At 74.1% G+C, this 13,694-nt stretch carries 12 protein-coding genes; 7 read left to right on the forward strand and 5 right to left on the reverse strand.

Going from position 1 to position 13,694, the window contains the following annotated elements; all coding sequences use genetic code 11:
- Positions 1-89: 89 nt before the first annotated feature.
- Together clpB and ACIOHG_RS12750 are read right to left on the reverse strand one after the other, a co-directional pair.
- On the reverse strand, positions 90-2,693 hold the full coding sequence (clpB, locus tag ACIOHG_RS12745; protein WP_400948940.1) for an ATP-dependent chaperone ClpB: 2,604 nt from the start codon (positions 2,691-2,693) through the stop codon (positions 90-92).
- Positions 2,694-2,767: 74 nt separating this feature from the next.
- Positions 2,768-3,694: a LysR family transcriptional regulator gene (locus ACIOHG_RS12750; RefSeq protein ID WP_400948941.1), complete on the reverse strand. Its 927-nt coding sequence runs from the start codon at positions 3,692-3,694 to the stop codon at positions 2,768-2,770.
- A 70-nt stretch (positions 3,695-3,764) separates the two neighbouring features.
- Between ACIOHG_RS12750 and ACIOHG_RS12755 the strand changes: the two genes are divergently transcribed.
- From ACIOHG_RS12755 to ACIOHG_RS12780, 6 genes are all read left to right on the forward strand, one after another.
- Entirely contained in the window at positions 3,765-4,865 is a 1,101-nt protein-coding gene (locus ACIOHG_RS12755; RefSeq protein WP_400948944.1) for a C4-dicarboxylate ABC transporter, read from the forward strand.
- A 647-nt stretch (positions 4,866-5,512) separates the two neighbouring features.
- Positions 5,513-6,550 (forward strand): helix-turn-helix domain-containing protein, encoded by a 1,038-nt coding sequence (locus tag ACIOHG_RS12760; RefSeq protein WP_400948946.1) that lies wholly within the window; start codon positions 5,513-5,515, stop codon positions 6,548-6,550.
- A complete protein-coding gene (locus ACIOHG_RS12765) occupies positions 6,543-7,526 on the forward strand; it encodes a helix-turn-helix domain-containing protein (RefSeq protein ID WP_400948949.1) in 984 nt (327 codons plus the stop codon). Before ACIOHG_RS12760 ends, ACIOHG_RS12765 begins: the two co-directional genes overlap by 8 nt.
- Positions 7,519-8,466, forward strand: coding sequence for a helix-turn-helix domain-containing protein (locus ACIOHG_RS12770; RefSeq protein ID WP_400948950.1), 948 nt, complete (start codon positions 7,519-7,521; stop codon positions 8,464-8,466). The genes ACIOHG_RS12765 and ACIOHG_RS12770 overlap by 8 nt, the downstream gene beginning before the upstream one ends.
- Positions 8,463-9,413, forward strand: a complete 951-nt coding sequence (locus ACIOHG_RS12775; RefSeq protein ID WP_400948952.1) for a LuxR C-terminal-related transcriptional regulator — start codon at positions 8,463-8,465, stop codon at positions 9,411-9,413. The genes ACIOHG_RS12770 and ACIOHG_RS12775 overlap by 4 nt, the downstream gene beginning before the upstream one ends.
- Before the next feature lie 316 nt (positions 9,414-9,729).
- Complete coding sequence (locus ACIOHG_RS12780; RefSeq protein ID WP_400948955.1) at positions 9,730-10,722, forward strand: LuxR C-terminal-related transcriptional regulator; 993 nt, start codon at positions 9,730-9,732, stop codon at positions 10,720-10,722.
- Between the two features lie 7 nt (positions 10,723-10,729).
- Here the strand turns inward: ACIOHG_RS12780 and ACIOHG_RS12785 are convergent, their stop codons facing one another.
- Positions 10,730-11,350 (reverse strand): hypothetical protein, encoded by a 621-nt coding sequence (locus ACIOHG_RS12785; protein ID WP_400948958.1) that lies wholly within the window; start codon positions 11,348-11,350, stop codon positions 10,730-10,732.
- 419 nt (positions 11,351-11,769) lie between these two features.
- Between ACIOHG_RS12785 and ACIOHG_RS12790 the strand changes: the two genes are divergently transcribed.
- A complete protein-coding gene (locus ACIOHG_RS12790; protein ID WP_400948961.1) occupies positions 11,770-11,934 on the forward strand; it encodes a hypothetical protein in 165 nt (54 codons plus the stop codon).
- Positions 11,935-11,947: 13 nt separating this feature from the next.
- Here ACIOHG_RS12790 and ACIOHG_RS12795 read toward each other — a convergent pair whose 3' ends face one another.
- Entirely contained in the window at positions 11,948-12,976 is a 1,029-nt protein-coding gene (locus tag ACIOHG_RS12795) for a hypothetical protein (protein WP_400948964.1), read from the reverse strand.
- A 196-nt stretch (positions 12,977-13,172) separates the two neighbouring features.
- Positions 13,173-13,688 carry a heat shock protein transcriptional repressor HspR gene (locus ACIOHG_RS12800; RefSeq protein WP_400948966.1) on the reverse strand — a complete coding sequence of 172 codons (516 nt, stop codon included), beginning with the start codon at positions 13,686-13,688 and terminating at the stop codon, positions 13,173-13,175.
- Positions 13,689-13,694 lie beyond the last annotated feature (6 nt).

The following is a 13,694-nucleotide window of genomic DNA, read 5'->3' on the forward strand; positions in this document are numbered from 1 at the left end:
GTAGCGGGGGGGGGGGGGGGGGGGGGGGGGGGGGGGGGGGGGGGGGGGGGGGGGGGCCCCGCCGCGGGGCCCCCCCCCCCCCCGGCGGGTCACTTCAGCAGCGACGGCTTGGGCCCGACCGCCAGCCGGTCGCCCGAGTCGTCCCGGTCGACCAGCACCGTGTCGCCGTCGTGCACCCGGCCGGAGAGGATCTCCTTGGCCAACTGGTCGCCGATCGCGGACTGCACCAGCCGGCGCAGCGGCCGGGCGCCGTACGCCGGGTCGTAGCCGGTGAGCGAGAGCCAGTCCCGGGCGGCCGGGGTGACCTCCAGGACGAGCCGGCGCTCGTGCAGCCGGCGGGCGAGCGCGTCGACCTGCAGGTCGACGATCCGGCTGAGCTCCTCGGTGCCCAGCGGGTCGAACACCACGATGTCGTCCAGCCGGTTGAGGAACTCGGGCTTGAAGGCCAGCCGGACGGTCTCCAGCACCAGCTCCTTCTTGCGCTCCTCCGGGGTGCCCGGGTCCACCAGGTACTGCGAGCCCAGGTTGGAGGTGAGGATCAGGATCACGTTGCGGAAGTCCACGGTCCGGCCCTGGCCGTCCGTCAGGCGCCCGTCGTCGAGGACCTGCAGCAGCACGTCGAAGACCTCGGGGTGGGCCTTCTCCACCTCGTCCAGCAGTACGACGCTGTACGGGCGGCGGCGGACCGCCTCGGTGAGCTGGCCGCCCTCCTCGTAGCCGACGTACCCGGGCGGGGCGCCGACCAGGCGGGAGACCGAGTGCTTCTCGCCGTACTCGCTCATGTCGATCCGGACCATCGCCCGCTCGTCGTCGAACAGGAAGTCCGCGAGCGCCTTGGCGAGCTCGGTCTTGCCGACGCCGGTCGGGCCGAGGAACAGGAACGAGCCGGTCGGGCGGTCCGGGTCGGCGATGCCGGAGCGGGTGCGGCGCACCGCGTCCGAGACGGCCTGGACGGCCGTCCGCTGGCCGATCAGGCGCTTGCCCAACTCCTCCTCCATGCGCAGGAGTTTGGCGCTCTCGCCCTCCAGCAGCCGGCCGGCCGGGATGCCCGTCCAGGAGGAGACCACGTCGGCCACGTCGTCCGGGCCGACCTGCTCCTTGACCATGGTGGTGCTCGGCTCGTCCGCCGCCCGGTCCTGGGCCTCCGCCAGCTCCCGCTCGGCGGCCGGGATCTCGGCGTACATCAGCTTGGAGGCGCGCTCGAAGTCGCCGTCCCGCTGGGCCCGATCGAGGGCGCCGCGCAGGTCGTCGAGGCGCTCCTTGAGCTCGCCGACCCGGTTCAGCGACCGCTTCTCCTGCTCCCAGCGGGCGTTCAGGGTGCTCAGCTGCTCCTGCTTGTCGGCGAGGTCGCGGCGGAGCTTGCCGAGCCGCTCGACCGAGGCCGGGTCGGACTCCTTCTCCAGCGCCAGCTCCTCCATCCGCAGCCGGTCGACGGAGCGCTGCAGCTCGTCGATCTCGACCGGGGAGGAGTCGATCTCCATCCGGAGCCGGGAGGCGGACTCGTCGACCAGGTCGATGGCCTTGTCCGGCAGGAAGCGGGAGGTGATGTACCGGTTGGACAGCGTGGCGGCGGCGACCAGCGCGGCGTCGGTGATCTCCACCTTGTGGTGCGCCTCGTAGCGGCCCTTGAGGCCGCGCAGGATGGCGATGGTGTCCTCGACGGTGGGCTCGCCGACCATGACCTGCTGGAAGCGGCGCTCCAGGGCCGGGTCCTTCTCGATCCGCTCGCGGTACTCGTCCAGCGTGGTCGCGCCGACCATCCGCAGCTCGCCGCGGGCCAGCATCGGCTTGAGCATGTTGCCCGCGTCCATCGCGGAGTCGCCGCCGGCGCCCGCGCCGACCATGGTGTGCAGCTCGTCGATGAAGGTGATGACCTGGCCGTCGGAGTCCTTGATGTCGTTCAGGACGGCCTTCAGCCGCTCCTCGAACTCGCCGCGGTACTTGGCGCCCGCGACCATCGCCGCCAGGTCGAGCGCGACCAGCCGCTTGCCGCGCAGCGACTCGGGGACGTCGCCCGCGACGATCCGCTGGGCCAGGCCCTCGACCACGGCGGTCTTGCCGACGCCGGGCTCGCCGATCAGCACCGGGTTGTTCTTGGTGCGGCGGGACAGCACCTGCACCACCCGGCGGATCTCCTGGTCCCGGCCGATCACCGGGTCGAGCTTGCCGTCCCGGGCGGCCTGGGTGAGGTCGGAGCCGTACTTCTCCAGCGCCTTGTAGGTGCCCTCCGGGTCCTGCGAGGTGACCCGGGCGCTGCCCCGGACGTCCTTGAACGCGGCCAGCAGGGCCTTCGGGGTGGCGCCGTGCTGCTGCAGCAGGTCGGCCACCGCCCCGCCCTCGGCGGCCAGACCGACCAGCAGGTGCTCGGTGGAGACGTACTGGTCGTCCAGGTCGGCGGCGCGCTTGCCGGCCTCGTCGAGCACCGCCATGGTGTCGCGCGCGAGGTTCGGCGCGGCGACCGTGGAGCCCTGCGCGGCGGGCAGCGCGGCGGCCTGCCGGCGGGCGGCGGCGGCGATCGGCGCGGCATCCGCCCCGGTGGCCCGCAGCAGCGGGCGGGCCAGGCCCTCCGGCTGTTCGAGCAGGGCCAGCAGGATGTGCACCGGCTTGACGTCCGGGTTCCCCGCGGCGCCGGCCTGCCGGATGGCGGAGGACAGCGCCTCCTGCGTCTTGCTGGTGAACTTACTGGCGTCCACTGCGGACGTACCCCTCTCCTCGGATCCGATCGGTTCTGCTTCTTACAGCATGCACTAAGTTGAGTCTATTCCGCTCAACTTTTGGTGAATGCTTCGGGACGGTCCCGGCGGGTCAGCCCCAGCAGCTCCCGGGCCGGGCCCGCCGGGCGCTGGCCGGCCGGCCAGACCGCGCGCAGCGGGCGCTGCAGCGACAGGCCCGCCAGCGGCACCGCGACCAGCCGGTGGGTGGCCAGCTCCTCGGTGACGGCCAGCTCGCTCAGGCAGACCGGGTCGGCGCCGGTCATCGCCGCCGCCTTCAGCGCCGTCGAGGAGGCCAGCTCCAGCCGCGGCGCCGCCGGGCCGCCGTACGGGGCCAGCGCCTCCTCCAGCACCTCCCGGGTGCCGGAGCCGACCTCGCGCAGCACCAGCGGGGTCGCGGCCAGCTCGGCGCCGGTCACCGGGGCGCGGCGGCGGGCCCAGCGGTGCTCGGGGGAGACCACCACCACCAGCCGGTCGGCGGCCACCACCGCCCCGGACAGGCCGGACGGGGTGGAGGTGCCCTCGACGAAGCCCAGGTCGGCCTCGCCCGCCAGCACCTGGGCGGCGACGTCGTGCGAGTTGGCGGTGCGCAGCGTCACCGCCGTGCCCGGGCTGGCCTCGTGCAGGGCCAGCAGCCAGCCCGGCATCAGGTACTCGGCGACGGTCAGGCTGGCCACCACCCGCAGCCGGGCGTCCCGGCGGCCGCGCAGCGCGTCGATCCCGGCGTCCAGCGCCTGCGCGGCCTCCACCACCTGCCGGGCCCACTCGACCACCAGCCGGCCCGCCTCGGTGGGCCGGGAGCCGCGCGGCGAGCGCTCCAGCAGCGGCACCCCGATCTGCCGCTCCATGCCCTTGATCCGGGCGCTGGCGGCGGGCTGGCTGACGCCCAGCTCGGCGGCGGCCCGGCCGACGCTGCCCAGCCGGGCCACCGCGAGCAGCAGCTCCAGGGCGCCGAGTTCCGGGACGTGCGGAGAGAGACCCATAGGCCCAGGCTATGCCCCCATAGCGGCGGCACCGCTACCGCCGCCCCGCCCGCCGGGCGACGGTGGGGCCATGGCCACCCTCACCGCCCCCCGCGCCCGCCTGGGCTCCCTCGACCTCGCCCGGCTCGGCCCGAACTGGTACGCCGTCGTGATGGGCACCGCGATCACCGGCAACGCCGCCGCCGCGCTCCCGGTCGACGTGCCCGGGCGGGCGGTGCTCGCCGAGGCGGTCTGGACGCTGTCGCTGGTGCTGCTCGCCGTGCTGCTGGCGGCCCGCGCGGTGCATCTGGCCAGGCACCGCGAGCAGGCCCGCCGCACCCTGCTGGAGGACCCGGCCGCCGCCGTCTTCTACGGCTGCCCCCCGATGGCGCTGCTGGCCGTCGGGTACGGCGCGCTGACCGTCGGCGGCCCGGTGCTCGGCGAGCGGGCCGGGCTGGCGCTGGACCTGCTGCTGTGGACCGTCGGCACCGGCTGCGCGCTGGCCGTCGCGGCCGGGCTGCCCTACCTGATGATCACCCGGTACCGGCTGTCCGTGCTGGAGGCCAACCCGACCTGGCTGCTCCCGGTGGTCGCCCCCATGGTGTCCGCCGCGCTCGGCCCCGCGCTGGTGCCGCACCTGCCCGCGGGCGCGCCCCGGCAGGCCCTGCTGTACGGCTGCGTGGCGATGTTCGGCGCGAGCCTGCTGGCCACCCTGGCGCTGCTCCCGGTGGTGCTCGGCGGCCTGCTGCACACCCGGCTGCCCGCCCTGGTGCTGACCCCCTCGCTGTTCCTGGTGCTCGGCCCGCTCGGCCAGTCCACCACCGCCGTCCACCAGTTCGCCGACGCGCTGCCGCTCGCCCTGCCCGGGGCCGGACCCGGCGCGGCGGCCGCCGCCCGCGGCCTGGCCGAGGTGTACGGGGTGGCCGTGATGGGGTTCGCGCTGCTCTGGCTGGCCGTCGCGGTGGCCGCCAACCTGCGGGCGCTGCGCGCGGAAATGCCGTTCGCCATGACCTGGTGGGCCTTCACCTTTCCGGTCGGCACCTTGGTCACCGGCGCGACCGCGCTGGCCCGGCACACCGGATTCGCCGGATTCACCGTGCTCGCCGCCGCCCTTTACCTGCTGCTGTTCGCGGCCTGGTCGGTGGCCGCGGTCCGGACGGCGGCGGGGCTGCGGGCCGGGCGGCTGCTGTAGCGGGCGGGCGCCGCGGCGGTGCCGGTGCGGGGCGGGCGCCGCGGTGGTGCGCGGAACTTCGACGGCGGAGCATTCCGGATCTGTGGATTCGGCGCAGGAGTGGGGAATTCCGTGCGCGGCCGCAGCATTTCGGCCGGTCGCGGCGTTCCGCCGGGCAGGGACCGAATGCCTGTTCGGGGAGGGGGGCAAGGCCGGGAAAGCGGATTTCCGGACACCGGACGGCGCGGTTTGCTGCAGGTTCCTGCACTTGCGGGAACCTGCAGCCGGGGAGCTCTTGTTCGAGGTTCGCCGCGCTGTGAGGGTGTAGTCACGCCAAGTCGTCGCGGGCCGCCGCAGCCCGGAGAGCGACTGGCCCTTCGCGCGGGGGCGACAGGTGCGTTCGTATCTGCGCGACGGGGGAGAGGGCACCGGCCGGGACGCCACGTGTGGTGGTGGCTCCCGGACCCGGTTCGGTGAGACGTTGCTGCTCCGTCTCGCCGAGAGCGCTCGGACGCTGGCGTAACACGAGCGGGTCCCTCGGGCCCGGATGCCGCAAGGCACCCGGCCCGGGGGACGCGCCCGTTGCGCGGGGGCTCCCGCGGTCGAGCCGGGGACCTTGCTGCGATCATCATCCGCAGACGGAGGAACAGAGCAGGGAGAGGCTCGACGTGGCAGCGGACCACCGGACGTCCGACCCAGGACCCGGAACGGCGCCAGGACCCGCCCCGGACTGCGCGCTGCCCGAGGATGACGCCGCCCGCCTCTACCTGGCCGTGCTGGCCGCCGGAGGCCGGATTCCGCTCGACGACCCCGGCCCCGTCCTCCCCGACACCTCCCCGGAACGCCGACGGGCCCTGCTGGAACAGCTGGTGGCGATCGGACTGGTCCTGCCCAACCGGATCGACGGCTGCTACGTCGCGGTCAGCCCGCGCTCCGTCGTCGCCCGGCTCGGCCACGAGATGCGGGCCCGGGCCACCCGGCTGCTGCTCGACGCCGACCGGCTGCCCGGCGCCCTCGACCCGCTCGCCCGCGCCTACGACGCCGTCCCCCGCCCCGCCGCCCGGGCCCGGCGGCCCGTCTACGTGGACGGCCAGGAGGACATCCGGCTGCGGATCGCCGGACTGGTCGCCGACTGCCGGCTGGAACTGCTCAGCGCCCAGCCCGGCCTCCGGGCCCCCGCCGTCCTCGAACTCGCCCACGCCCAGGACAGGTTGATGCTCCGTCGGGGCGGCATGATGCGGGTCCTCTACCAGCCGGTCGCACTCACCGAGGACAGCGCCGTCCGGCACGCCGCCGCGATGGCCGGGCACGGCGCCCGACTGCGTGTCCTGGACGAGCCGTTCCTCCGCATGATCGTGATCGACCGGCGGGTCGCCGTGATACCCGCCGCCGACGACCACGGCCGCGCCGCCTTCGTCGAGGACCCCGCCGCGGTCGCCTACCTGGCGGCCGGGTTCGAACGCGACTGGGCCCGCGCCGAGCAGGTCCACTGGCAGGGCCTCGACCCCCGCGCCCTGACCCGCACCGTCGTCCACCGGGTCGGCCGCCTGCTCGCCCAGGGCCTCACCCAGCGCGCCGTCGCCGACCGGCTCGGCCTGTCCGAGCGCACCGTCGCCGGCCACATCTCCCGGCTGCGCGAACTGCACGGCGCCGCCACCCTGTTCCAGCTCGGCTGGCTGATGCGCGGCGGAGCGCCCCGTGACTGAACCCGCACCGCCGCCCGCGCCGGCCCCCGCCCCGATCGGCGAGGGCGTCCGGCGGCTCTACCTCGACGTCCTGGACGCCGGCGGCCGGATCGCCGCCCGCGCCGTCCCCGCGGAGCGCCGCGCCGACCTCGACGAACTGCTGCGCACCGGCCTGCTGGTCCGCGACGGCATCGGCGAGACCTACCTGGCCGTCGACCCGCGGTTCGTCACCGAGACCCTCGGCGCCGAGATGAACGCCGAGGCCGCCCGCCTGCTCGACCGGGCCGAACGGCTCCCCGCCGCGTTCGACCGGCTGATCAACGCCTACGACAGCGTGCCCCGGCCGATGCAGCCGCTCGGCGCGGACGTCCAGGTGATCGGCCACCAGCAGATCCGGGCCCGGATCGCCCGGCTCTGCTCCGACGCCCGGGACGAGGTCCTCACCGCGGACCCCGGCCAGCCCGCCGCCTCGGCCTTCGAGGCCTCGCTCCAGCAGGAGCTCCCGATCCTCGCCCGCGGCTGCCGGATCCGCACCCTGCACCGCCCCGGCGTGCTCGGCGAACCCGCCGCGATCCACTACGCCGACGCCCTCACCACCGCCGGCGGCGAGGTCCGCCTGCTGGACGAGCCCTTCCAGCGCGCCCTGGTCTTCGACCGCGCCGTCGCGGTGGTGTCCGCCGCGGAGGACCACAGCCGGGCCGCGGTGATCACCGACCCGGCCACCGTGGCGATGATCGCGGCCGGCTTCGACCGCGACTGGGCCCGCGCCGAACGGGTCAGCTGGCGCACCATGCTGGACCACGCCCCGTCCCGCGCCGCCGCCGACCGGGTCGGCCGCCTGCTCGCCCAGGGCCTCACCCAGCGCGCCGTCGCCGACCGGCTCGGCCTCTCCGAACGCACCGTCGCCGGCCACCTCTCCCGCCTCCGCGAACGCCACGGTGCCGACACCCTGTTCCAGCTCGGCTGGCTGATGCGCGGAGGCGAGCCCCGTGACTGAACCCCCCACCCCCGCCGAGAAGGCGCTCTACCTCGACGTCCTGCGGGCCGGCCGGGTGATGCTCCGCGAGGCGATGACGCAGGACCCGGAGGCGACGCAGCGGCTGATCGAGCTCGGGCTGCTGGCGCACCACTCCGTCGACGAGTCGCTGACCGCCGTCAACCCGCGCTCGGCCGGTGACCGATTGAGCGCCGAACTGCGCAGCGCCGCGACCCGGAAACTGGTCCAGGCCGAGCAGGCCACCACCCAACTGGACGATCTCACCCAGGCGTACGACAGCACCCCGCGCCGGATCGGCCGGTCGAACGAGGTGCAGCACGTGGTGACCCATCAGCAGATCCGGCACCGCATCCTGCAGATCGAGTCGGAGATGCGCGAGGAGACCCTGGCCTCCCAGCCCGGCGGCGCCCGCCCCACCCGCTTCATGCGCCAAGCCCTGATCCGGGACCGGCACTTCCTGTCCCTCGGCGTGGTCCTGCGCACCATCTACCAGCCGGGCGCCCTCACCCACCGCCCCACCGTGTCGTACGCGGCCTCGGTCACCGGCGCGGGCGAGCGCATCAAGGTCCTGGACGAGCCCTTCCAGCGGATGCTGATCTTCGACCGCCGGATCGCCGTCATCCCCGCCGCCGCCGACGACAGCACCGCCGCGTTCGTCGAGGACCCGGCGGTGGTTGCCCTGCTCGTCGAGCGCTTCGAGCGGGACTGGGCCCGGTCGGAGGCCGTCGACTGGCAAGCCCTGGCCGGCCGCCCGCGCGAGAGCGGCGTCCCGGCCGAGCTGATCCGACTGCTCGCCGCCGGGCTGACCCAGCGGGCCGTCGCCACCCGCCTCGGTGTCTCCGAGCGCACCGTCGCGGCCCACCTGGCCCGCCTGCGCGAGCACTACGGCGCCGAGACGCTGGTCCAACTCGGCTGGCTGATGCGCGGGGAGGAGCGGTGAACGGTCTGCTGACCGAGCGGGAGCAGGAGCTCTACCGGTCGATCCTGGCCCAGGGCGGCTGGGTGCTGCTCCACGAGGCGATGGAGCAGGACGCCGGGGCCGCCCTGCGGCTGCTGGAGCTGGGCCTGCTCTTCCACTACGAGTTCGGCGACCTGCTGAACGTCGTCAATCCGGAGACGGCCGCCGCCCGGCTCTCCGCCGGCCTGCGCGAGGACAGCGCCCGGACGCTGGCCCGGGCCGACGCGGTCGCGGCCGAACTCGCCGACCTGACCGAGGGCTACGAGTCCCTGGCCGCCCGGCAGAAGCCGACCAACGTGGTGCGGCACATCGGGAACAACCTGCAGGTCCGCCACCGCATCGTGCAGGTCGAGTCGGAGATGCGGGAGGAGCGCTTGGCCGCCCCGCCCGGCGGCGCCCGACCGCACGACCTGCTGAAGCAGTCCCTGGTGCAGGCGGGCGAGTTCCTCGCCGCCGGGATCGTGCTGCGCACCATCTACCAGCCCGGGGCCCGCACCGATCCCCTGACCGCCGAGTACTGCGCCGCGGTCGACGGCCTCGGCGGGCAGACCAGGGTCCTCGACGAGCCCTACGACCGCCTGCTGATCTTCGACCGCCGGGTGGCGGTCATCCCCACCGGGGTCGACGCCGGCAGCGCGGCCTTCGTCGAGGACCCGGCCGTGGTCGCCACCCTGGTCGACCGCTTCGAACGCGACTGGGCCCGGTCGGAGCACGTGGACTGGCAGGCCGTGGTGGGCACCCCGCGCGAGACCGGGGTGCCCGCGGAACTGACCGGTCTGCTCGCCGCCGGGCTGACCCAGCGGGCCGTCGCCACCCGCCTGGGCGTCTCCGAGCGCACCGTCGCGGCCCACCTGGCGCGGTTGCGCGAGCACTACGGCGCCGAGACGCTGGTCCAACTCGGCTGGCTGATGCGGGGGGAGGAGCGGTGAGCGGTCTGTTGACCGAGCGGGAGCAGGAGCTCTACCGCGAAGTGCTCGCCCGGGGCGGGCGGGTGGCGCGCGGCCCGGCGGCCGGCCGAGCTCGGGCCGCTGCTGGCGGCCGGGCTGACCCACCGGGCGGTCGCCGACCGGCTCGGCCTGTCCGAGCGGACCGTGGCCGGGCACATCGCCCGGCTGCGCGAGCTCTACGATGCGGACACCCTGTTCCAGCTCGGTCGGCAGGTGCACGGGGCGCCGGAGGGCCGGGCGGAACCACCGGACGGAATGGCGCCCGCAGCGGCGGACGGTTGAGAGGGAGTGGGGACCAGTGAGCGAGACCGGCGGAGCCGCCCTGCCCAGCGAGTCGGAGCGGCGGCTGTACCAGGAGATCCTCGACCAGGGCGGCCGGGTGGCGTTCCGGGAGGCGGTCGAGCAGGACCCGGCCGGGGTGCTCCGCCTGCTGGAGCTCGGCCTGATGGTCCACGACGCCGCCGCGCAGACCCTGACCGCCGTCAACCCGCGCGCGGTGAGCGACCGGATCAGCGCCGAGCTGCGTGCCGAGGGCACCCGGATGCTGCTGCGGGCCGAGGAGATGCCGGCCCTGCTGGAGGACCTCACCCACGCCTACTACGCCACCCCGCGCCGCGCGGACCGCTCCAGCGTCGTGCAGCACGTCGACCGGACCGAGGAGATCCGGCGCCGGGTCCAGCAGTTGGCGAGCGAGGCGTACGAGGAGGAGCTGTCCCTGCACCCCGGCGGGGCCGGCCCGGCCGAGCTGCTGGCGGGGGCCCGGGAGCGCACCCGCCGCTTCCTGGAACGGGGCGGCACGATCCGGACGGTCTACGAGCCGACCGCGCTGCTGGACGAGCCGACGGTGCGCTGGGCGGAGGAGGTCACCGGCTGGGGCGGCCGGTTCCGCACGCTGAGCGAGCCGTTCAGCCGGATGATCGTCTTCGACCGGCGGATCGCGGTCGTCCCGGCCTCGGCGGACAACTCCAGCGCGGCGTTCGTCGAGGATCCGGCGGTGGTCTCGTTCCTGGTCGACGCGTTCGAGCGGGACTGGGAGCGCGCCGAGCGCATCCAGTGGGGCACCGCGGGCCTGGAGGGGGAGGGCACGGTGCCGGTCCACGAACAGGTCGGGAGGCTGCTGGCCCAGGGGCTGACCCAGCGCTCCATCGCCGCCCGGCTGGGCCTGGGCGAGCGGACCGTCGCCGCGCACATCTCCCGGCTGCGCGAACTCCACGACGCGGAGACCCTCTTCCAGCTGGGCTGGCAGATGCGGGGAGCCGAGGGGCCGCGGGACGGAGCCGCCGGGAGCTGACGCGGGGTCAGCCGGTGGCGATCTCGGGGGACCAGAAGCCGTAGGGGCCGGTGTGCTCGCGGCGCGGGCGCGGGAACTGGTCGCCGGGCGCGGTCCAGAAGCCGCCGCGCAGCGACAGCGCCATCCCGGCCCAGTCCAGCGCGGTCTCCACGGTGTGGTGCAGCGCCTCCTGCGACCAGGTGTCGTCGAACACCAGCGGCAGCACCGGAGCGACCTGCTCGATGGTGGCGATCAGCGGGTTGTGGGTGATCGCCTCGTCCACCAGCAGCACGATCGGCTTGCGCAGCGCCGAGGCCCAGCCGAGCTCCAGGCTCACGCCGGCCGACAGCGGGGCGCCGATGTACGCGAACACCAGGTCCGCGCTCTGCATCGCCCGGAAGTCCGAGGGCACCCGCGGCTCCGGCGCCCGCCCGGCCACCGTCCACGCGTCGCTGTGGTGCGCGCTGTAGACCGCGGCCCCGCTGCCCAGCAGCGTGCTCCGCAGCGTCGTCAGCCTGGTCCGGCTGGCCAGCGTCACCACACTGTCGGCCGGCCCGGTCAGCCGCATCAGCGGCGCGGCCAGGAAGACCCGTGCGCGTCGTCCTTCGCTGCTTCCGGTCAGGTGGTGTCGCAGGTCGGACTCAGTCATGTCGACTCCGGGGGAAGGGCCTGCCCGGGGTGTGGGACCGGGCAGGCATTCGTTGTTGGGAATGCCGCTGAGCATCCGCTATCGTCTCGGTAATTGGCGCGCCCATGCCATTCTTCGGTTCCCTCGTGGCGGGCCTGCCCTCTGCCGATCGATGGTGGACTGATCGTGTCGGTCACGAGGGGCGACCGTCCACTGCTGTCCGGTGTCATCTCGCTGCCTGGCAGCGAGATGACACGGTCGGGCACTGCGCGACGATGGTCCGGTCTGCGATAGTTGTCCACGGTGTTCTGGCGTTCGTCTGGGCCTACTTGACTGAGCGTCGTACGCTTGGACACGATATGGGCCGATCGAGCCGGATTGGCATGATTGGACCGGTCTGCAGAAGGGAGAGTGGTCTCGTGCGCAGAATGCGCCGATTCGTGGCTTCGGTTTTCCTCGTCATGGCGGTGGCGCTGGCCGGGGCAGCTCCCGCTCAGGCCGACGTGATCTGGACGGGCACCAAGCCGGGGCCCGCACAGGCGGCGCCGGCCGCGCCGAGCCTGGTGAAGCTGCAGAACCTCTCCTCGGACGTGATCTGGACCTGACCGGGTCCGCGGGCTACTGCTCGTCCGGTCCTTCGACGTCGAACAGCGGCATGGTGCGATGCCCCTCGGCGAGCTTCCAGCCGAGCTGAAACAGCGTCTCCGCGTCGTATTCCTCGCGCAGTTCGGCGATGTGCCGGGCCAGGGTGCGTTCGCTCAGGCCCAGGTTTCTGGCTATCACGCGGTGCCCGACGCCCTGGAGCAGCATCCGGATGATGTTCTGCCGCAGTCGGGACACGACTTCGGGCGGTACCTCATTTCCGCCCAGGAACGGGATCGCGCGTTCCCAGCAGATCTCGAAGGAATTCACCAGATAGGCGATCACCGCTTCGTCCCGGACGATGGCGGCCCGTTCGGTGTTGCCGTCGAAGGGAATGATCGCAACGGCGCGGTCGACGACGATCAGCCGGGTGAACGGTTCACCGAGCGTCCGGACCTCGCCGCCCTCCTTGGTCATCGCCGCGACGTATTCGCGGGTGGGCGCCGAATAGCGGGTACTGGGTTGGTAGATCGTCCGGCGGGCGACCCCGCGGCGCAGCATGCCGACGTCCAGGGCGATCGCCGCCGCCGCGGGGAACGCGCGGGCCCCGCCACCGGGTTGGGCGCTGAGCACCTCGTGGTTGGCCTGCTCCATGAACTCCGCGAGCCGACGGTTGATCTCGGTCTTCCCGGACAGGTGCTCGACCATCCCGCCGCCCTGGTGGGCGGGAGAGGTGTTGCCGTACGCCTGGACCAGGTCGTGGAGGTCCGCGGGGAGGCTGGCGGCCCGGGTCAGCAGCTCCAGGGCGCTGCGCTGCCAGGCCGTGCTGAGCCCCGCGGTGAGCTGCTGCGGGTCGACGGCGATCAGCACTTCCGGATCGTTGACGTCCGGCACCACCAGCCCGATGTCGAGCAACTCCCGGAGCGGACCCTCGAGATGGGCCTCCAGGGAGGCGGGGAACACCCGGCCCGCAGTGCTCAGCACGGTCTTGTAGAGGTCGCGGGCCTCAGCCGTGACGACACCGAGGCCCGCAGTGGTGAGACCTGGCACTTCAGTGCTGCTCATCTTTGCCCCTGCCCTTGCTCGAACGACGCCGGACTCGCACGTGGAGGTGATCCTAAGCGGCGACCGGTGGAGACGGTCCGTCGTTGTACGAGTATCCGGTCGGCGGCTCGCCCGATGCACTCTCTCACCGTAGCTCCGCCGCCGACACCCCCCGATGGACAGGTGGTGCCGGCGGCCGATCGGTGTCCTGCGGGCATCAGCGCTTGGGCCGCCAGACCACCAGGGCGCTGGACTGCTGGACCTGCTGGTAGGGGACCAGGTCGCGGCGGTAGGAGGCGTGCACGGCGGCCTCGCGCTGCTGGAGGGTGGCGGCGGCGCTCTCCAGGGCGTCGACCAGCTCGGCGGCCCGGGCCTGCAGGGCGGCGACCTGGTTCTCCAGCTCGATGATCCGCTTGATGCCGGCCAGGTTGATGCCCTCGTCCTGGGAGAGCCGCTGCACCTCGCGCAACTGCTGGATGTCCCGGGCGGAGTAGCGTCGGCCCCGGCCGGCGGTGCGGTCGGGGCAGACCAGGCCGAGCCGGTCGTACTGGCGGAGCGTCTGCGGGTGCAGGCCGGAGAGCTCGGCGGCGACCGAGATGACGTAGACCGGGGTGTCCTCGGTGAGGACGTAGGGCGGCGGGGCGGCGGCGCGGGCCCGGCCGGGGCCGGGCAGGCCCTCGCCGAGGCCGGGGCCGATCCGGCCGTCGCGGGGACTGTCGGGGTGGGGGCTCATCGGGGT

The organism is Kitasatospora sp. NPDC088134 (assembly GCF_044741705.1).
Taxonomy (GTDB): domain Bacteria; phylum Actinomycetota; class Actinomycetes; order Streptomycetales; family Streptomycetaceae; genus Kitasatospora.